The following is a 19,431-nucleotide window of genomic DNA, read 5'->3' on the forward strand; positions in this document are numbered from 1 at the left end:
CCCCTGTTATCCCCCTTTATTCCAGCCATTATAAATTCTATTTTATGTGTAAACTTTTCCTCCTCTTGGCCGATAACCCGGTAACGACACTTGAATATTAAGGATTAGACATGGCAAGTATCAGTTCGCTGGGTGTAGGTTCAAATCTGGAGTTAGGCACCTTGCTGGATAAGTTAAGCGCCGGAGAACAGACCCGTTTAACCCCGCTCACCAACCAGCAAACCAGTTATAAAGGTAAACTCACCGCCTATGGTGTATTACAGAGTGCACTGGCAAAGTTGGAAACAGCATCTGCAGCATTACAAAAAGCGGATACGCTTAGCTCAACCACAGTAAGCAGCTCTAACACTGCGTTTAGCGCCACAACCGATAGCAAAGCAACGGCAGGCAATTACACGATTGAAGTCACCAACATTGCTAAGGCGCAGTCGTTATTATCTGCAGATGTTCCTAATGCGACAGATAAATTAGGAAATGACAATGGTACTCGTACCATCACTATTTCCCAACCAGGACAAGAAAAACCGCTGGAAGTGACATTGAATAGCCAGCAGACATCCCTGACAGATATTCGCGATGCCATTAATAAAAAAGAAGGCAGTGTTAGCGCCAGTATTATGAAAGCGGATGATAATACCTATTATCTCGCATTAACCGCGAAAGATACCGGCACCAAGTCAGAAATGACGGTCAGTGTCACCGGTGATGACAAGTTAAATGATTTCCTGAATTACACACCAAGCAGCACCGGTGGTAGCGGCGCGATGACGCAGAAAGTCAAAGCTGAAGATGCCACATTAAGCGTCAATGGTGTTGCCATTACTCGTCAAAGCAATACGATTACTGATGCACCACAGGGTGTCACCATTAATTTAAAAGCTGTCACTAAAGCTAATGAGCCAGAACAACTGGTCATTGCTCGAGATAGTTCAGCAACCAAAGCAGCCATACAAAATTTTGTCGATGCCTATAACTCATTGCAAACAACATTCGGCTCTTTAACTAAATATACTGCGGTTGAGTCAGGTACCGACCAGTCCACCAGCAATGGTGCTCTAGTTGGGGACGGTACTTTACGTAATATTCAAACACAGCTAAAAAGCCAGTTAGCCTCGTCGCAAACAGGTGATTTAAAAACATTGGCCAGCATGGGTATTACGCAGGATATTGACGGTAAGTTAGTCATTGATTCCACCAAGTTGGATGCGGCGTTAAAAGATAAACCCAATAGTGTTACAGCCTTTTTTGTTGGTGATGGAAAAACGACGGGGTTCGCTACTCAGACAGATAAGTTACTTAATACTGCACTGGATACCACTAACGGCAGTTTGAAAACAGCAACTGATGGCATTAATAAATCATTAAAAAATCTAGATAAACAAGTCACCTCTACCACAAATAGTATTAATGCCACTATTGAACGATATAAAACACAATTTACCCAGTTGGATAAATTGGTGAGTTCATTGACCAATACCGGTAATTTCTTAACTCAGCAATTTTCTTCATAAGGGATAGGACATGTACAACCGATCAGGGAGCCAGGCTTACGCTAAAGTAGGCTTGGAAAGTGGTGTAATGAGTGCGAGTCCACACCAATTGATCGTGATGTTGTTCGACGGGGCGCAAAGCGCCCTGGTTCGAGCTCGCATCCTGATGAGTCAAGGCGATATTCCAGGCAAAGGCACCGCACTATCTAAAGCGATTGATATTATCAATAACGGCCTGAATGCGGGGCTGGATTTGGAGAATGGTGGCGAAATGGCTGAGAATTTATCTGCCTTGTACAATTATATGTCTCGGCGCTTACTGCATGCCAATTTGCATAATGACGAACAGGCAATTAATGAAGTCGCTGCTTTGCTCGAAAATATTGCGGATGCCTGGCGGCAGATTGGCCCCAATTATCAACCCAACTAGGACCCCATTTAATGGAACGTCACCAGCATCTTTTGTCCGAATATCAGCAAATCCTGACCCTTAGTGAGCAAATGTTAATGCTGGCGACTGAGGGCAATTGGGATGCGCTGGTTGATCTAGAAATGACTTATCTCAAAGCGATTGAAAGCACTGCTAATATCACCATATCTTCATGCTCATCTCTGGCACTACAAGAGTTATTGCGGAATAAATTAAGCGCTATTTTGGCTAATGAAGTAGAAATTAAGCGTTTATTACAACAGCGCCTTGATGCATTAAGTGCGTTGGTTGGGCAATCCACCCGACAACAAGTGGTTAATAATACTTATGGTCAGTTTCCTGATCACGCATTGCTGTTAGGGGAAACACAGTAATCGGTAGGTCACAGAATCTTAATATATCGATTCGTTGTGAAGCATCGCATGCAATTGCAATTATTAACATGGCAATCAATTTTCATTGTCATTATTTTTAACATGAGATTATATTGACAGTAACAATCACGCATGTCGAACTGGCTATTATTACAACTCCTAAACTTTTCGCTAAAATAGTCAGTTACTGTAAATTTTCTATTAAAATGAGTTGCTAGTCTGCCATTCAAAGCGTAAAGATATTCTCAGGCCAAAATTGTGAAATGAATATCGATGGAACGTACGATTAAATTTTGCCCTGGTGTGGGTAGCTCAGCACATGTTATTCAACACACAGAGCTACTACTCACGTCAGTCTATATTGAGAATCCATTGCTCATTATGGTTAACCGTGGGCATAAGATCATTCGCTGGGATAATCAAGAGTGCGTTGTTCAAGCAGGTGAAATAGTTGCCGTGAGTAGCGGGCAAACAGTTGATGTAATTAATGGCTTATCTGATGACGGTCTTTTTTTTAGCCACCAACTTCGCTGTGATCCCCGCTTGATAGCGACCTTTGCCAATCATCCCGCGTCAGCCGGGCTTGATTTTATTCCTGGAGTTATGCCCGTACGTAATTTAGCACCTGAGTTTATTAATACATTCGGCAATACATTTAAAGCTATTTCAGATATCGGTGATATACCCCCCGCCATCGTCAGACATCGGATGCTTGAATTACTGCTTTGGCTAGCTCAACGTGGCGTTAAATTTATTCTTCGTGACGGCAATACGCTCAGTGAAAAAGTACGTCGCTGTTTGGCTATTGATCCACACAAAATCTGGTCTGCATCCGAAGTAGCAGACCATATGGCGATGAGTGAAGTGGTACTGCGGCGCAAACTTGCAGCAGAAAATATACTATTACGCGATTTGATGATCGATGTTCGTATGACCAGTGCACTGCGTTTGTTGCAAGGTACTGATTGGCCAATTTCTTTGATTGCCAGCCAAGTGGGTTATGAGAGTGCATCACGATTTGCTGAGCGTTTTCGCAAACGTTTTGGCTTTGCACCCACCGCCATACGTGGACATCATCGTTTACAGGCAACAGAGAATGACTCATCAGCCGATGATTATCATAATTATTTAAGTCTACACACGCCTGATTTAGGACAGGTGTGAGCTAATCAGATTATACTTTTCTCATTTCCCACAGGATTTATTCAGCCGATGAGAAATACTGCCGCATCTCATTGAGTTAACACGCCAGACTCCTTTTTACAGTCAACATTCAGGGCTGCTAAATACTGCTTTTAGATATTCCACACGTTAAATCATTCTTTTTCAGAGTGCGATTAGTTTTTTCATCCAACAATCTTCGCTCAATATTAAACAAAGTCTTTTTAATCATACAATTACTCATAACCAACTGAATACTAGGGATGTATGTTTATAATTTCAGCACATCCTATGATTATAAAAGATTGAATAATAAACTTCGGGATGGCTATGATGCTAAGCAACCTGTTCGGACTAAAAAGCCGTTATCCTTTGCACATCCAGATAGCGGCCCTATTTACTCTACTGATTGTCTCAATTGGGATTGTCATTATTGCTTTTGGTCATAGCCAATTGACTAAATTGACCGAGATCAGCACCAACCGTCAGTATCAAAAAACCGGGGAAGCTATTGCCGCTGAATTGGATGCGGTAACCCGCCCGATGATGATGTCAGTTAATCTTCTCGCCAGTATGCAAATAACCGAACTATCGACACTTGAACAAAGAATGGCTTTTGTCGGTAAGTTTATTGAAGTTCTGCAACAAAATGACTACGCCAGTGCCATCTATAGTGCTTATCCCAACGGCGATTTTTTTATGCTTCGGCGCCTGACGGAAGCTAATCGTGTACTCTTCCACGCTCCTGAGGAAGCCGAATGGATGATTCAAAGTAATCGTTTTCTTGATAGTTTGCCGGAAAAACGTTTTATTTATCTGAATAAACAGCAGAAGGTTATTGCGGTGATGCCGCGAGATAATGATAACTATGATCCTCGGCGGAGAGATTGGTTTATTTTAGCTGCCGCAAGCCCCACGTTGATTACCTCCCCCATCTATATTTTCAAAGGCACGGGTGAAGTGGGTTTTACCTATAGTCGTCAAGCCGAAAATAAACAGGCAATCATCGGGTTAGATGTGTCTCTGGCTTCGTTATCACAGTTCTTAATAAGACAAAGTCTACCACCAGATAGCCAAGCCATTATTATAAACTCTCGCGGTGAAGTTATCGCTAGCCTGCCAAAAACCAAAGAGACTGCGGTCGTATCCGCCAGCGAGGACAAACAAGTTCCTGTATTGCAAGCATTACTCAACACTCGAAAAAATAACCTTACCCGTGATAATACTCAAGCGAATGACAATAGCCACAGCATCATGTTTGAAGCGAAAAATGAGTCTTGGTTCGGCTCTGTTGTCGATATTAATACCAATGGCAATGACTATCAGTTGGTTATTGCCACGCCAGCGAGCTATTTGACTGCTGATGCGAACTCCATTCGTAATCATTCAACTTTTATCGCATTTATTCTGTTGATGCTCGGTTTACCGATTGTTTGGTATTTCTCAAGAAAGATATCCAAACCGCTAATTCGGCTGCGTCAAGATGCCGACTCCATCAGTAATTTATATTTTGATGAGCGCGAATTAGAGCATTCTGTTATTGAAGAAGTGGATGAGTTACATAAATCCATGTCAAAAATGAAGTCAACGCTGAAACAATTTATTTCGATGGGGAATATGCTGACAACAGAGAGCAATTTCTATCGTCAGATGCAGGGCTTATTAAGTGAAACCACAGAAATTGCCGCCATGACGGGCGGAATTATTTTTCTCACAGATAAAGATACCGGGACTTTTACGCCGACAGCATTCCGCTGGAATGGCGAAAATATCCCGGTTGCCGACATGTCCTCATTACAGATAGAAAAAGATAACTTCACCAGCTTTCAACCCGTACTTGAGGGGAAGACTATTGTTGGGACGCTGAACAAAGAGAATATATTTAATCAGCTACAGGATTTCCTGCAACCCTACTTACCCTTACGTTTTATTGCTGTGCCAATGAAGACACATGATGACCAATTATTAGGTTTCTTACTGCTCTTTAATCCCTATGTCTTAAATGCCGAACGTGAGCGCTCAAAAATCCAATTGGTCAATGCGCTGGTGGGTAGCTTATCAGTGTCAGTTGAGACACAGCGTCTATTGCAAGAACAGAAAAACCTGCTCAATGCCTTTATTGAACTGATTGCGGGTGCAATAGATGCCAAAAGTGCTTATACCGGCGGGCATTGCCAGCGTGTACCGGAAATAACCAAAATGCTAGCCCGGGCTGCGGTAAATGTTAAAGAAGGGCCTTTTGCCCACTTTAATTTATCCGAGAACGAGTGGGAAGAACTGCACACTGCCTGCTGGTTACATGACTGTGGCAAGATAACCACCCCTGAATTTGTCGTCGATAAGTCGACAAAACTGGAGTTAATTTACGATCGTATTCACGAAATACGTATGCGTTTTGAAGTATTAAAACGTGAAAAAGAGATTGCCTTCTTACGTCGTCATGCCACTGTCACCGCCAGCGAAGCCGATCAGCAAACATTGGCTGACGAACTCCACCAGTTGGATGAAGATTTTTACTTTATTGCGCACTGTAATATCGGCGGCGAATTTATGTCTGATGAAGCCATTGCGCGGATCCAACACATTGCAGGTTACCATTGGACGCGGACATTGGATGATAACGCCGGTATCGCCCATGAAGAACGCGTGCGCAAGACCAGGCAGTCTGCGCCTTCATTGCCGGTACAAGAGCCTCTGCTGGCAGATAAAGAAGAGCATATTATTTATCGCGATAATAAAAGTAAGCGCCCAGAATATTATGATTTCAAAATGCAAGAGCCAACCTTTCTCTATAACCGTGGTGAGATTTATAACCTCAGTATTCGCCGTGGAACACTGACAGAGGAGGACCGTTACAAAATAAATGAGCACATTATGCAGACCATTGTGATGCTCAAAAAATTACCTTTCCCGCGCACCATGGCGAATGTCCCGGTGATTGCAGGCGGGCATCATGAACGGATGGATGGTAAAGGCTACCCTTACCAACTGACCTATAAACAGATGAGTATTCCTGTGCGGATGATGGCAATTGCCGACGTATTTGAAGCCCTAACCGCAGCTGACCGTCCTTATAAACCAGGGAAATTGTTATCTGAAGCGCTGAATATCATGGTTAACATGGTGAATGAAAATCATCTGGATCGAGAGCTGTTTATTCTGTTCCTGCAATCCGGTATCTGGCATGAATATGCCGTTGCTCATCTGCAAGCGGATAAAGTCGATGCCATTGATATCTCAGCATTACTGCAAAAAGTGGGGCACCAAAATATTTCACTGGCAGAGACGGCTTAGAAAGCAAGAAAGAGAGAGTCATCCCGCTAAAGTGACGCTATGCTAAATAGCGCCCAAATGCGTGTTAGGATTTTATTTAGCCTTGCCTTTTCTTAGGCGCTGACTGGAGTAAATACGTGTTCTACAGCTACGGTGAAACAGAAATCAATCATCTTAAACGGCGGGATAAAAAAATGGCTGCCGCCATTGACCGTTTAGGGATGATCGCTCGTCCATTATCCCCTGATCTCTTTGCCGCGTTGATCAGAAATATTGTTGATCAGCAGATATCCGTTAAAGCGGCGCTCACGGTTAATGCCCGTTTGGTGACGTTACTGGGAACGATTACGCCATTTACTGTGGCGCAAGCATCAGCAGAGGCTATTCAGGGATGTGGTATGACGATGAGAAAGGCCGGATATATCAAAGGCGCGGCGGATGCTGCACTTAATGGCTCGCTGGATTTATCCGCTATTGCGCAATTACCCGATAATGACGTCATTACTCAGCTATCCAGCCTCAATGGTGTAGGTGTTTGGACCGCAGAGATGCTACTGATATCATCACTCTGCCGCCCGGATGTGCTCAGTTGGGGTGATTTGGCGATCCGCCGTGGCATGATGAATTTATATCGCCATAAAACTCTGCCACGCGAACGCTTCGAAAAATACCGCCGCCGCTATGCCCCTTATGGCACAACAGCGTCATTATATTTATGGGCCTTATCACACCAAACAGAGTGAGTTCAGTGACGCCACTCGCGTCACACCCCCATATTCATCACATCTTGATAAGCTGCAACCAGCTTATTACGTACCTGAATGCCCAGTTGCAAAGAGACTGATGATTTCTGCATATCCACCATCACGTCATTCAAGCCAACACCGGGGACGCCCAATTCAAAATTCTGCGCCTGAGTCCGGGCATGTTGCTGGGTTTCACTGATTTTACCGATAGCCGCTTTCAATTCGCTGGCAAAACCGGCCTCAACGGGCAATGTTTTCGCCGAACCCGATGCCTGCAATGCTGTGACCTGCAACTGCTGTAAAACCCCTTCAATACCTTGAACAGACATGCTCATCCCCGAATAGGTCGTTGGTCAAATCACTATTTTGATCGAAAAACAGTGCGGCAAGTGATTCCGTTGGGGCAGTTACGCACCCGCTATCACGTATCACTATTTTCAGGATGACACCCTAACACACCATTTTTGTGCTAAAGCGGCTAATTAGGCCCAAAAATACCAGCTTATTGACCCATCGAATTCAGGCGTTACAGCAAATAATGGCATGCCCATAAAAGGGGGAGAACAGCTATTGATGCTTTATTGCTCACAGCACTTGGGAGTCTCTTTTGTTCCAACACATTAGTTATATAAAAAATACTCACTCAAACGTTGTTCAGCTTGGCCAAGGACGTGTATGAATGCCTCAATAACTGGCGGTGAAAATCGTGATAATGCTTTTACGACGACGCTGGCACGCCTACGCGCGAATCCAAAAATCCCACTGCTGATTGCTGCGGCAGCGGCTGTCGCGATTATTGTCGCGCTGATGTTATGGGCGAAAAGCCCAGATTACCGCGTCCTTTATAGCAATCTGAGTGATCGTGACGGTGGCGACATTGTGACGCAACTGACACAACTGAATATTCCTTACCGTTTCGCTGATAATGGCGGCGCATTGTTGATCCCAGCAGACAAGGTACATGAAACCCGTCTGCGTTTGGCGCAACAAGGGCTGCCGAAAGGCGGTGCGGTCGGTTTTGAATTACTGGATCAAGAAAAATTTGGTATCAGCCAATTCAGTGAGCAAATTAACTACCAGCGGGCATTAGAAGGTGAGCTGGCCCGCACTATCGGCACACTCGGGCCGGTACTGAATGTGCGGGTTCATTTGGCGATGCCAAAACCCTCGCTATTCGTCCGTGAACAAAAATCCCCGACAGCCTCGGTGACACTCGCCTTGCAACCTGGACGCGCACTCGATGACGGCCAGATCAACGCTATCGTGTATATGGTCTCCAGCAGTGTCGCCGGTTTACCGCCGGGCAATGTGACGGTCGTTGACCAAACCGGTCGTCTGCTGACGCAATCCGACAGTGCTGGTCGCGATTTAAATGCCGCGCAGCTCAAGTTTACCAATGAAGTCGAAAACCGCTTCCAGCGCCGCATCGAAACTATCCTCGCGCCAATGGTCGGTAGTGGAAATATTCATGCGCAGGTGACGGCACAAGTTGATTTTGCCAGCCGCGAGCAGACCGACGAAGAGTACAAGCCGAATCAGGCGGCCAATAAAGGTGCGGTACGTTCCCAGCAAGTCAGCACCAGCGAGCAGTTGGGCGGTACTAATGTTGGCGGCGTGCCAGGTGCATTATCCAATCAGCCCTCTGCTACGCCCGTCGCGCCGATTGAAGTGCCTCAGCCAGCCCCTGCGGCAGGTGCTGCCGGCGCGGCTGCGAACAACGCCAATGCCGCGAATCGCCCAGCGGCGACCACGGCGGCTCGATCAACAGCAACCTCCAGTAATAGCCGTCACGACCAAACCACTAACTTTGAAGTTGACCGCACCATTCGTCATACCCAGCAACAAGCGGGCATGGTGCAGCGCCTGTCGGTGGCGGTTGTCGTCAATTACGGCAGTGATAAAGCGGGCAAGCCAGTTGCCTTGTCGAAAGATCAATTGGCGCAAGTGGAGTCACTGACGCGCGAGGCGATGGGCTTCTCTACCGACCGTGGCGACACCTTAAATGTGGTCAACACTCCCTTTAATGCCACCGACGATGGTAGCGGCATCTCCCTGCCCTTCTGGAAACAGCAATCATTCTTTGATCAGTTGCTGAATGGCGGTCGTTATCTGCTTATCTTGCTGGTGGCATGGATCCTGTGGCGCAAACTGGTGCGCCCAATGATTGCCAAGAAACAGATTGCCGATAAAGCCGCCGCTTCGGTCAATAGCATGGTGCAGACCGCGCAGACCGCTGAGACGGTGAAGCAAAGTAAAGAAGAGCTGGCCCTGCGTAAGAAGAATCAGCAGCGTGTGAGTGCTGAAGTTCAGGCCCAGCGTATACGCGAACTTGCGGATAAAGACCCACGTATTGTCGCGTTGGTTATCCGTCAATGGATGAGTAATGACCAATGAGCCTGACCGGAACTGAAAAAAGCGCCATCATGCTGATGACACTGGGTGAAGACCATGCTGCCGAGGTGTTTAAGCATCTCTCCTCGCGCGAAGTACAGCAACTCAGTACCACCATGGCGAGTATGCGTCAGGTTTCACACCAGCAGTTGGTCGATGTCCTGGCTGAGTTTGAAGAGGATGCTGAACAATATGCTGCGCTGAGTGTTAACGCCAGCGACTACCTGCGTACCGTGCTGATAAAAGCACTGGGCGAAGAGCGTGCTTCCAGCTTGCTGGAAGACATTCTGGAGTCGCGCGAAACCACCAGTGGCATGGAAACGCTCAACTTTATGGAGCCGCAGATGGCGGCCGATCTGATCCGCGACGAGCATCCGCAGATTATCGCCACCATTCTGGTCCATCTGAAACGCGCTCAGGCGGCCGACATTTTGGCACTGTTCGACGAGCGTCTGCGCAACGACGTCATGCTGCGTATTGCCACCTTTGGCGGTGTCCAACCAGCGGCGTTGGCTGAATTGACTGAAGTGCTGAACAACCTGCTCGATGGTCAGAATCTCAAACGCAGCAAAATGGGCGGTATCCGCACCGCAGCCGAGATTATCAACCTGATGAAAACGCAGCAGGAAGAGACGGTTATGGACGCGGTGCGCGAATACGACGGCGAGTTGGCACAGAAGATTATCGACGAGATGTTCCTGTTCGAGAATCTGGTCAGTGTCGACGACCGCAGCATTCAGCGTTTGCTACAAGAGATCGACAACGAATCACTGCTGATCGCCTTGAAAGGTGCCGATCAGGCACTGCGCGAGCGCTTCCTCAGCAACATGTCACTGCGTGCGGCAGAAATCCTGCGCGACGATCTGGCAACCCGTGGGCCGGTGCGCATGTCACTGGTGGAAAACGAACAGAAAGCCATCTTGCTTATCGTCCGTCGTCTGGCGGAGAGCGGCGAGATAGTCATTGGCGGCGGCGAGGATATCTATGTCTGATCGGATTAAATCCCTGCCCTGGCAACCTTGGTCACTCAATGACTTTGCCAGTCAATCAGAAACCACACCGGCGGATATCGCACCGGATATCAGTATGCTGTTTACTGATGAACCAGGCACTGATGCGGAGCCAACTGAGGTTGATGAGCAGCAAACACTGCTGAATTTGCAACTCGAAGCGGAGAAGCAGGGTCGTCAACAGGGGTTCGCCAAAGGGCTGCAAGAAGGGTTGGATAAAGGTTACCAAACCGGACTGGAAGAGGGTCATCAGCAGGCACTCGCTGATGCTCAAAAAGAGCTGGCTCCGATGACCGCCCACTGGCAGCTGTTGGTGAATGACTTTCAAAGCACCCTTGATGCGCTGGATAGCGTGATCGCCTCCAGATTAATGCAAATGGCACTGGCGGCGGCGAAACAAATTCTGGGGCAGCCCGCCATTTGTGATGGCACCGCTTTACTGGCCCAGATCCAGCAACTGATTCAACAAGAGCCCATGTTTGCCGGTAAGCCACAATTGCGGGTCAACCCCGAAGATTTAGCCATCGTCGAGCAGCGTTTAGGTTCCACTCTCAGCCTCAATGGCTGGCGCTTACTGGGTGATAGCCAAATTCATCCGGGCGGCTGTAAGGTGAGCGCTGAAGAGGGTGATCTTGATGCCAGTCTGGCCACCCGTTGGCATGAACTCTGCCGACTGGCTGCACCGGGAGAGTTATGATGACTGCCCGTCTGGGTCGCTGGCTCACCTCTTTGGATAAATTCGAAGAGCGCATCAGTCAATCAACCACGATTCGCCGCTATGGGCGGTTAACCCGTGCTACCGGGCTGGTGCTGGAAGCCACCGGACTGCAACTGCCTTTGGGCGCAACTTGCCTTATCGAACGCTACGATAATGGTGAAGTGCAGGAAGTTGAGAGCGAAGTGGTCGGTTTTAACGGCCAACGACTGTTTTTGATGCCGCTGGAAGAAGTTGAAGGCATTGTCCCCGGCGCGAGAGTCTATGCGCGCATTACCACTGGCGGTGCTTCCGCCAGCAAACAACTGCCACTGGGGCCTGAATTACTGGGCCGCGTTCTGGATGGCAGTGCCAAACCCCTTGATGGCTTGCCAGCACCTGAAACCGGCTATCGCGCGCCACTGATCACCCCCCCTATCAACCCCTTGCAGCGTACCGCCATTGAGCAGGTATTGGATGTCGGCGTGCGCACCATCAACGCCCTACTGACCGTGGGTCGCGGGCAGCGGATGGGGCTGTTCGCCGGTTCTGGGGTAGGGAAAAGTGTGCTACTGGGCATGATGGCCCGCTACACCCAAGCGGACGTGATTGTGGTTGGCTTGATTGGTGAGCGTGGCCGTGAAGTTAAAGATTTTATCGAGAACATTTTAGGTCCTGAAGGCCGCGCCCGCTCGGTGGTGATTGCCGCCCCTGCCGATGTCTCGCCGTTGTTGCGTATGCAGGGGGCCGCCTACGCCACTCGCATCGCCGAAGATTTCCGCGATCGCGGTCAGCACGTCTTGCTGATTATGGACTCCCTGACCCGCTATGCCATGGCGCAGCGTGAAATCGCCCTCGCCATCGGCGAACCGCCGGCGACCAAAGGGTATCCACCCTCCGTATTCGCCAAATTACCCGCATTGGTTGAACGGGCTGGTAACGGCGTCACCGGTGGTGGCTCTATCACCGCATTTTATACCGTCTTAACCGAAGGCGATGACCAGCAGGACCCTATTGCTGACTCCGCGCGCGCCATTCTTGATGGGCATGTGGTGTTATCACGGCGTCTGGCTGAATCCGGTCACTATCCGGCCATCGACATTGAAGCCTCGATCAGCCGTGCCATGACATCGCTTATCGACGAGAACCACTACAGCAAAGTTCGTCAGTTCAAGCAGCTGCTGGCCAGTTTTCAGCGTAACCGCGATTTGGTCAGTGTCGGTGCTTATGCGGCCGGTAGCGATCCCTTGCTGGATAAAGCCATTGCGCTCTATCCACAGATGGAGATCTTCTTGCAGCAAGGCATGTATGAACGTAGCAGTTACGACGATGCCTGCCAGCACCTGAAGAGTTTGTTTCCAGGCTAATAACCCCGCGTCGTCAAGCACGAAGGGAATAATAAATGGGGAGTAGCATGAAAAGTCAGTCACCTCTCGTCACCTTGCGCGACCTCGCCCAAAAGGCGGTCGAACAGGCAACCACTCAACTGGGGCAAGTTCGCTTGTCCTACCATAATGCTGAGCAGCAACTCTCGATGTTGCTCTCGTATCAGGATGAGTATCGGGTGCGATTGAATGACACGCTGAGTAACGGCATGGCCTCCTCCAGTTGGCAAAATTATCAGCAGTTTATTCAAACACTGGAGCAAGCTATTGATCAGCATCGTCATCAGCTCGCTCAGTGGAATGTCAAAGTTGAACAGGCAGTCAAGCATTGGCAAGAGAAGCAGCAACGGCTAAACGCGTTTGAAACCCTGCAAGAGCGTGCTGAAACCACTCAGCGCCTGCATGAGAACCGTTTGGATCAAAAATTGATGGATGAGTTCGCCCAGCGCGCCTCACAAAGGAGTCTTAATTCATGAATCTGTCCCTACTGCCTGCCACTGCGACCGCCAGTGAAACCGAGGGCGCTGCATCCTCTTCCTCTATTGCAGCGCTATTTACCGATGCCGGGCTACCGGCTGATTTTGCCAAACTGTTGGGCGATCAACTGGGTAAAGAGCTGACCGCCATAGATGCCTCGACACTGAAATCATCGCTGGCCGCCACCACGGATCTTACCGCCGATGTTGAGGGTGGAAAATCAACCACTGGCAACAGCAAGCTGAATCAGTTACTCGCGGCATTGGGCGATATCAGCGCCACGCTACCCGCAGGTCTGACTCACGCAGGGCAAAGCGGTGAAGCCGCTAACCTGAAGAAAACCACGGTTGACGATGACAGTGCACGGGATAAAACCGCCGATAAAGCGGACCTCAGCGCCTTGCAAACCTTGCTGGCGATGTTGCCGCATCAGGTTGCCACCACATTGGGTACCGCCAATACAGGGCAAAAAACTGCATTGGCAGAGGACAGCGGCCTGAGTGGCAGCAAAACCAGCACCAAGCAAGATTTGGCCGCGCTCACTAACCTGACCTCGCAAGATAAAGGTTTAGCCGCCCTGATTGGCAGCACCCTCACTACCGCCGGCAATGTGAAAAGTGATAAAGCGGTGGGCAGTGACCCGCTAGTTACTGGCAGCGCGAAAAGCAAAACCGCACAAGATAAGCTGGCCCGCTTGACGTCGCAGGATGCCGATAGCGCCCTGAGTGTGAAAAACGCACCCTTGGCAGCACCGGCGGATACTGCCGTGACGGCCACCTCGACGCTGGATAAAACCTTCGTCAGTTCATCGGCGGTGACTCCGGCTCTTCCGCCCATCTCCAGCCCGGTGCTGACCACCACTGGCGCTCAAGTCAGTGTGCCGGTCAGTGGTCATTTAAGCGCCCAATTGGGTAGCCAAGAGTGGCAACAGTCGCTGGGGCAACAAGTGGTGATGTTCAGCCGCAATGGTCAGCAGAACGCCGAACTGCGGTTACATCCACAGGAGCTAGGTGCATTACAGATTAGCTTGAAGATGGAAGATAACCAGGCTCAGTTGCACTTTGCTTCAGCCCACAGCCAAGTCCGCGCCGCCCTTGAAGCCGCAATGCCAAGTTTACGCAGCGCACTGGCTGAAAGTGGCATTCAACTGGGCCAGAGCAGTGTCGGCAGTGAAGGACAGTGGCAACAAGCTCAGCAGCAGAGCCAACAAAACCAGCAAGGTTTCGCCGCACGTAACCAGCCCGCCTACGGTGACACTGCGTCGGTCGACGCCCTTGCCAACACCGCATTGGTCACGCCAGCCGCATTGCAATCACTGGCTAACGGCAATGGCGGTGTTGATATTTTCGCCTAAAAGGGGTGTGAGTTTCGCCAAAAGGTGACAAACGGGCAAGCTAGGCCGTTTTTCGCCACCTATTCTGCCTATTGGCATTGAGGATACGCGGGATAATCATCAGTAATAATTCGGATAACCTGGGGTCATTTGCCCCACGTTATTATCGTGATCCACCGGTTTGATACCGAAACAGGAATTTGTCTTCTCCATGTCTGAAAATACTTTCCCGGCCAAGCGTAAGAGTTCGATCTGGGTCATCCTGTTGGTGCTGGTTGCTGTAGCAGCATCTGCGGGCGGCGGTTATAGCTGGTGGTTGCTGAACAAAAGCAAACCGACCACCACGAAAGTCGTCCCTGTTATCCCGGTATTCATGCCGCTGGAGACCTTTACGGTCAATCTGATCACGCCAGATAACAATCTGGATCGGGTGCTTTATATCGGATTAACCTTAAGACTGCCCGACGATACCACTCGCGCAAAACTCAATGACTATCTGCCGGAAGTGCGCAGCCGCTTGCTGTTGCTGCTCTCCCGTCAGTCCGCCGATAGCCTCTCGAATGAAGAAGGCAAACAGCGCTTAGTCGGTGAAATTAAAAACGTACTTAGCCCGCCAATGGTTAAAGGCCAACCTAATCAGGTAGTCAGCGATGTGCTGTTTACCGCATTCATACTGCGATAATCATTATGGGCGATAGCATTCTTTCACAAGCAGAGATTGACGCACTGTTAAATGGCGACAGCGGGGGTGAAGAACCTGAAGCTGTCACGGGTACTGAAACAGACGTTAAACCTTATGATCCCACGACCCAGCGACGTGTGGTGCGTGAGCGCCTGCAAGCGCTGGAGATAATCAATGAGCGGTTTGCCCGTCAGTTCCGCATGGGGCTGTTTAACCTGTTGCGCCGCAGCCCGGATATCACAGTCGGCCCGATCAAAATCCAGCCTTATCATGATTTTGCCCGTAATCTGCCGGTGCCAACCAACCTCAACTTGATACATTTGAAACCCTTACGCGGTACGGCGCTGTTCGTGTTCGCCCCAAGTTTGGTGTTTATCGCAGTTGATAACTTATTTGGTGGTGATGGCCGCTTCCCGACGAAAGTTGAAGGACGCGAGTTTACCCACACCGAACAACGGGTGATCAATCGGATGTTGCGGCTGGCGTTGGATGCTTACCGTGATGCCTGGGCACCTATCTATAAGATAGATGTGGAGTACGTCCGTTCTGAAATACAGGTGAAATTCACCAATATCACCACCTCCCCCAACGATATCGTGGTCAGCACCCCTTTCCATGTGGAGATCGGTGCGTTGAGTGGTGAGTTTAACATCTGTATTCCGTTTGCCATGATTGAGCCGTTGCGCGAGCTGCTGACCAATCCGCCATTGGAAAACTCCCGTCAGGAAGATAGCCATTGGCGTGAAACGCTGGTCAAGCAGGTGCAGCATTCAGAGCTGGAACTGGTGGCGAATTTTGTTGATATCCCGCTGAGACTGTCGCAGATACTCAAGCTACAGCCAGGGGATGTTCTCCCCATAGATAAACCGGATCGACTGATTGGTCATGTCGACGGCGTACCGGTACTGACCAGTCAGTACGGGACATTAAACGGGCAATATGCCCTGCGTGTTGAACATTTGATTAACCCTATTTTGAATGCTCTGAATGAGGAACAGCCCAAATGAGTGACCCTAAGCTTCCGTCTGACGATGGAAAAGAATCCGTAGACGATCTGTGGGCTGATGCGTTTAATGAGCAGCAGGCGATGGATAAACCCACGGCCACCACCGACGGCGTATTTAAATCACTGGAAGCGCCGGACGCCATGGGTAACCTGCAAGATATCGACTTGATATTGGATATCCCGGTAAAACTGACCGTTGAGTTGGGTCGTACCAAAATGACCATTAAAGAGCTGCTGCGCCTGTCGCAAGGTTCAGTGGTCTCACTGGATGGTCTGGCGGGTGAACCGCTGGATATCTTGATTAATGGTTATCTGATTGCTCAGGGTGAAGTGGTGGTGGTGGCGGATAAATACGGTGTTCGTATCACCGATATCATTACCCCATCAGAACGTATGCGTCGCCTGAGCCGCTAATGAGCGCAGCACAGACGGTCACTGCTGAGACGACGACCCCCGCAGCCGAGGCGACGGGGGTTGTGGCTATGCCGGTCACAACGAATACGCCTATCACAACCGCCCCCGTACCGACGACCGGTTTTGCCGCGAGTCATCCGGGGATTGCGGTGCAACAAACTGCCCCCGCCATACCCGCAGGATCGGTGCTAACACAGGTCGGTAGTGTGTTGGGCGGCATTTTGCTGCTGATTCTGTGTGGGGCCTGGCTGGTGCGCCGTCTGGGTTTTGCGCCGCAAGCGCGCAACAACACGTTATTGAATGTGAAGGCCAGTTGTCAGGTGGGCCAGCGCGAACGGGTGGTGATTGTCGAAGTGGATAACACTTGGCTGGTGTTGGGTGTGACATCACAACAGGTGACGCAACTCCATACACTGCCCCGCCCGCCGGTTGATGACAGCGCGAGTGAGTTGTCAGCGAAGCGTGCCAAACCGGCCGATTTTCGCCAGCTACTGAACCACCATCTGTTTAACAAAAAATCGAAACATCCGGAAAAAACGGCATGATGTTACTCCGCCTGCTACTCAATAAAGCCCCCCTGCTGCTATTCACCTTACTCTGCTCCCCAGCGGTTTTTGCGCAACTCCCTGGCATTATCAGCCAGCCCCTGGCAAATGGTGGGCAGAGCTGGTCATTGCCCGTGCAGACCTTGGTCTTTATCACCGCCTTAAGTTTCCTGCCCGCCGCCTTGCTGATGATGACCAGCTTTACCCGCATTATTATTGTGCTGGGTTTGTTGCGCAACGCCTTGGGTACCCCTTCTGCACCACCCAATCAGGTGATGCTGGGTCTGGCGCTGTTTCTGACCTTCTTTATTATGTCGCCCGTGTTCGACAAGGTGTATCAGGATGCTTATCTGCCCTTCAGTCAGGACAAGATCAGCATGGATGTGGCGATGGATAAAGGCTCGCAACCGCTGCGCGAATTTATGCTGCGTCAGACCCGTGAGTCTGATCTGGCGCTTTATGCCCGTTTAGCCAATCTGCCGCCTTTGGAAGGGCCAGAAATGGTGCCGCTGCGGATTCTGCTGCCTGCGTATGTCACCAGTGAGCTGAAAACCGCCTTCCAAATCGGTTTTACCGTCTTTATTCCCTTCCTCATTATCGACTTGGTGGTTGCCAGTGTGCTGATGGCGCTGGGGATGATGATGGTGCCGCCTGCCAGTATTTCACTGCCCTTTAAGCTGATGCTTTTTGTGCTGGTGGATGGGTGGCAGTTGCTGTTGGGTTCGCTGGCGCAAAGTTTCTATAGCTAATTGACCGTCATATTTTACGCTACATGTGCGTTGGCTACCTTCGTTCACCCCAGTCACTTACTGATGTAAGCTCCGGGGGAATCACTCAGTGGCCGCCTTCCTGTAACGCGAACTATTTAGGGCAATTTGATTACATTTTTAAATTGTACTCATCTCGTTAGGCGAAAGGCGGAGATATCATGACACCTGAATCGGTAATGGCCCTCGGCGTCGAGGCAATGAAGGTCGCGCTGGCTCTGGCCGCGCCATTATTACTGGCTGCGCTAATCAGCGGCCTGATTGTCAGCCTGTTGCAGGCCGCAACCCAGATTAACGAAATGACACTGTCATTTATCCCAAAAATACTGGCGGTATTCGGCACTATGGTGATCGCTGGCCCGTGGATGCTGAGCTTGATACTGGACTATATGCGTAACTTGTTTACCAGCCTGCCCACGTTGATCGGCTAGGCCGGGTTCTCAAAAATATGCTCTCCCTTGATACCACCCAACTCGCCGCCTTAGTCAGCCACTACTTCTGGCCATTAATTCGCGTACTGGCGCTGATCACCACCGCGCCAGTGTTAAGCGAGAAGCAGATCAATCGCAAAGTCAAAGTGGGTCTGGCGGTATTAATTACCTTTTTGATTGCCCCTGCGCTACCGCCGGTCAATATTCCCTTAGCCTCCAGTGGTGCGGTTTGGGTCGCAGCCCAACAAATCCTGATTGGTGTGACGATCGGTTTGACCATGCAATTCGCTTTTGCCGCCATTCGACTGGCCGGTGAAGTCATTGGTTTGCAGATGGGGCTGTCATTCGCCACCTTCTTTGACCCGTCCGGCGGGCCAAATACCTCAGTATTATCCCGCCTGCTTAACTTGCTGGCGATGCTGCTATTTCTCACCTTTAATGGCCATTTATGGCTAATCTCGCTGCTAGCCGACAGTTTCCATACCCTGCCTATTCAGTTTGAGCCGTTGAATGGCAGCGGTTTTATGACCTTGGCGCAGACCGGTTCATTAATCTTTATGAATGGCCTGATGCTGGCCTTGCCGCTGATTACCCTGCTGTTAACCCTGAACTTAGCCTTAGGGATGCTGAACCGCATGACGCCACAACTTTCCGTGTTCGTGATCGGTTTCCCGCTGACCTTGACGGTGGGTATTTTGGCGTTGGGATTAGTCATGCCGCTGCTGGCCCCCTTTGCTGAGCACCTGTTTAGCGAGTTCTTTGACCGTCTGGCTGCCGTGTTGGGTGGAATGGCGAGCGGATAACCTTTGGGGAGAGCACCTG

20 protein-coding genes are annotated in these 19,431 nt (G+C 49.8%); 19 read left to right on the plus strand and 1 reads right to left on the minus strand.

All coding sequences use genetic code 11. From position 1 onward, the window contains the following. Positions 1 to 110 precede the first annotated feature (110 nt). From fliD to ACZ76_RS00950, 6 genes are all read left to right on the plus strand, one after another. Positions 111 to 1,511 (plus strand): flagellar filament capping protein FliD, encoded by a 1,401-nt coding sequence (gene fliD / locus ACZ76_RS00925; protein ID WP_048615959.1) that lies wholly within the window; start codon positions 111 to 113, stop codon positions 1,509 to 1,511. A gap of 10 nt (positions 1,512 to 1,521) precedes the next feature. Continuing rightward, positions 1,522 to 1,920 (plus strand): flagellar export chaperone FliS, encoded by a 399-nt coding sequence (gene fliS / locus ACZ76_RS00930; RefSeq protein WP_048615961.1) that lies wholly within the window; start codon positions 1,522 to 1,524, stop codon positions 1,918 to 1,920. An 11-nt stretch (positions 1,921 to 1,931) separates the two neighbouring features. Next, positions 1,932 to 2,294 (plus strand): flagella biosynthesis regulatory protein FliT, encoded by a 363-nt coding sequence (gene fliT / locus ACZ76_RS00935; protein ID WP_048615963.1) that lies wholly within the window; start codon positions 1,932 to 1,934, stop codon positions 2,292 to 2,294. Between the two features lie 273 nt (positions 2,295 to 2,567). Continuing rightward, positions 2,568 to 3,458, plus strand: coding sequence for a helix-turn-helix transcriptional regulator (locus ACZ76_RS00940; protein WP_048615965.1), 891 nt, complete (start codon positions 2,568 to 2,570; stop codon positions 3,456 to 3,458). A 330-nt stretch (positions 3,459 to 3,788) separates the two neighbouring features. Further along, positions 3,789 to 6,749 carry an HD domain-containing phosphohydrolase gene (locus tag ACZ76_RS00945; RefSeq protein ID WP_048615967.1) on the plus strand — a complete coding sequence of 987 codons (2,961 nt, stop codon included), beginning with the start codon at positions 3,789 to 3,791 and terminating at the stop codon, positions 6,747 to 6,749. 116 nt (positions 6,750 to 6,865) lie between these two features. Beyond that, the gene (locus ACZ76_RS00950; protein ID WP_048615969.1) at positions 6,866 to 7,471 is read left to right on the plus strand and encodes a DNA-3-methyladenine glycosylase family protein; all 606 of its coding nucleotides are present in this window, start codon (positions 6,866 to 6,868) and stop codon (positions 7,469 to 7,471) included. A gap of 20 nt (positions 7,472 to 7,491) precedes the next feature. On the opposite strand, the gene fliE is transcribed toward ACZ76_RS00950, so the two are convergent. Beyond that, positions 7,492 to 7,803 carry a flagellar hook-basal body complex protein FliE gene (fliE, locus tag ACZ76_RS00955; protein ID WP_048615971.1) on the minus strand — a complete coding sequence of 104 codons (312 nt, stop codon included), beginning with the start codon at positions 7,801 to 7,803 and terminating at the stop codon, positions 7,492 to 7,494. Between the two features lie 346 nt (positions 7,804 to 8,149). Here fliE and fliF point away from each other — a divergent pair, with 346 nt between their 5' ends. The 13 genes from fliF (at position 8,150) to fliR (ending at position 19,412) form a co-directional block, all read left to right on the plus strand. Next, positions 8,150 to 9,868, plus strand: coding sequence for a flagellar basal-body MS-ring/collar protein FliF (gene fliF / locus ACZ76_RS00960; protein ID WP_048615973.1), 1,719 nt, complete (start codon positions 8,150 to 8,152; stop codon positions 9,866 to 9,868). Then, positions 9,865 to 10,857, plus strand: a complete 993-nt coding sequence (gene fliG, locus ACZ76_RS00965; protein WP_048615975.1) for a flagellar motor switch protein FliG — start codon at positions 9,865 to 9,867, stop codon at positions 10,855 to 10,857. The genes fliF and fliG overlap by 4 nt, the downstream gene beginning before the upstream one ends. Further along, on the plus strand, positions 10,850 to 11,572 hold the full coding sequence (gene fliH / locus ACZ76_RS00970) for a flagellar assembly protein FliH (RefSeq protein WP_048615977.1): 723 nt from the start codon (positions 10,850 to 10,852) through the stop codon (positions 11,570 to 11,572). Before fliG ends, fliH begins: the two co-directional genes overlap by 8 nt. After that, positions 11,572 to 12,936 carry a flagellar protein export ATPase FliI gene (gene fliI / locus ACZ76_RS00975; protein WP_048615979.1) on the plus strand — a complete coding sequence of 455 codons (1,365 nt, stop codon included), beginning with the start codon at positions 11,572 to 11,574 and terminating at the stop codon, positions 12,934 to 12,936. The genes fliH and fliI overlap by 1 nt, the downstream gene beginning before the upstream one ends. Before the next feature lie 47 nt (positions 12,937 to 12,983). Then, positions 12,984 to 13,430, plus strand: coding sequence for a flagellar export protein FliJ (fliJ, locus tag ACZ76_RS00980; RefSeq protein ID WP_048615981.1), 447 nt, complete (start codon positions 12,984 to 12,986; stop codon positions 13,428 to 13,430). Next, a complete protein-coding gene (locus ACZ76_RS00985; RefSeq protein WP_048615983.1) occupies positions 13,427 to 14,785 on the plus strand; it encodes a flagellar hook-length control protein FliK in 1,359 nt (452 codons plus the stop codon). Before fliJ ends, ACZ76_RS00985 begins: the two co-directional genes overlap by 4 nt. Before the next feature lie 190 nt (positions 14,786 to 14,975). After that, positions 14,976 to 15,446: a flagellar basal body-associated protein FliL gene (gene fliL, locus ACZ76_RS00990; protein ID WP_048615985.1), complete on the plus strand. Its 471-nt coding sequence runs from the start codon at positions 14,976 to 14,978 to the stop codon at positions 15,444 to 15,446. A gap of 5 nt (positions 15,447 to 15,451) precedes the next feature. Continuing rightward, entirely contained in the window at positions 15,452 to 16,453 is a 1,002-nt protein-coding gene (gene fliM, locus ACZ76_RS00995; protein ID WP_048615987.1) for a flagellar motor switch protein FliM, read from the plus strand. After that, positions 16,450 to 16,866 carry a flagellar motor switch protein FliN gene (fliN, locus tag ACZ76_RS01000; RefSeq protein WP_048615989.1) on the plus strand — a complete coding sequence of 139 codons (417 nt, stop codon included), beginning with the start codon at positions 16,450 to 16,452 and terminating at the stop codon, positions 16,864 to 16,866. The genes fliM and fliN overlap by 4 nt, the downstream gene beginning before the upstream one ends. Next, positions 16,866 to 17,411 (plus strand): flagellar biosynthetic protein FliO, encoded by a 546-nt coding sequence (fliO, locus tag ACZ76_RS01005; RefSeq protein WP_048615991.1) that lies wholly within the window; start codon positions 16,866 to 16,868, stop codon positions 17,409 to 17,411. The genes fliN and fliO overlap by 1 nt, the downstream gene beginning before the upstream one ends. Beyond that, on the plus strand, positions 17,408 to 18,160 hold the full coding sequence (gene fliP, locus ACZ76_RS01010) for a flagellar type III secretion system pore protein FliP (protein WP_048615992.1): 753 nt from the start codon (positions 17,408 to 17,410) through the stop codon (positions 18,158 to 18,160). The genes fliO and fliP overlap by 4 nt, the downstream gene beginning before the upstream one ends. Before the next feature lie 179 nt (positions 18,161 to 18,339). Next, complete coding sequence (gene fliQ / locus ACZ76_RS01015) at positions 18,340 to 18,609, plus strand: flagellar biosynthesis protein FliQ (protein ID WP_048615994.1); 270 nt, start codon at positions 18,340 to 18,342, stop codon at positions 18,607 to 18,609. Between the two features lie 17 nt (positions 18,610 to 18,626). Beyond that, complete coding sequence (fliR, locus tag ACZ76_RS01020; RefSeq protein ID WP_048615996.1) at positions 18,627 to 19,412, plus strand: flagellar biosynthetic protein FliR; 786 nt, start codon at positions 18,627 to 18,629, stop codon at positions 19,410 to 19,412. The last annotated feature ends 19 nt before the right edge of the window (positions 19,413 to 19,431 follow it).

Source organism: Yersinia aleksiciae (assembly GCF_001047675.1).
In the GTDB taxonomy this organism is placed as follows: Bacteria; Pseudomonadota; Gammaproteobacteria; order Enterobacterales; family Enterobacteriaceae; genus Yersinia; species Yersinia aleksiciae.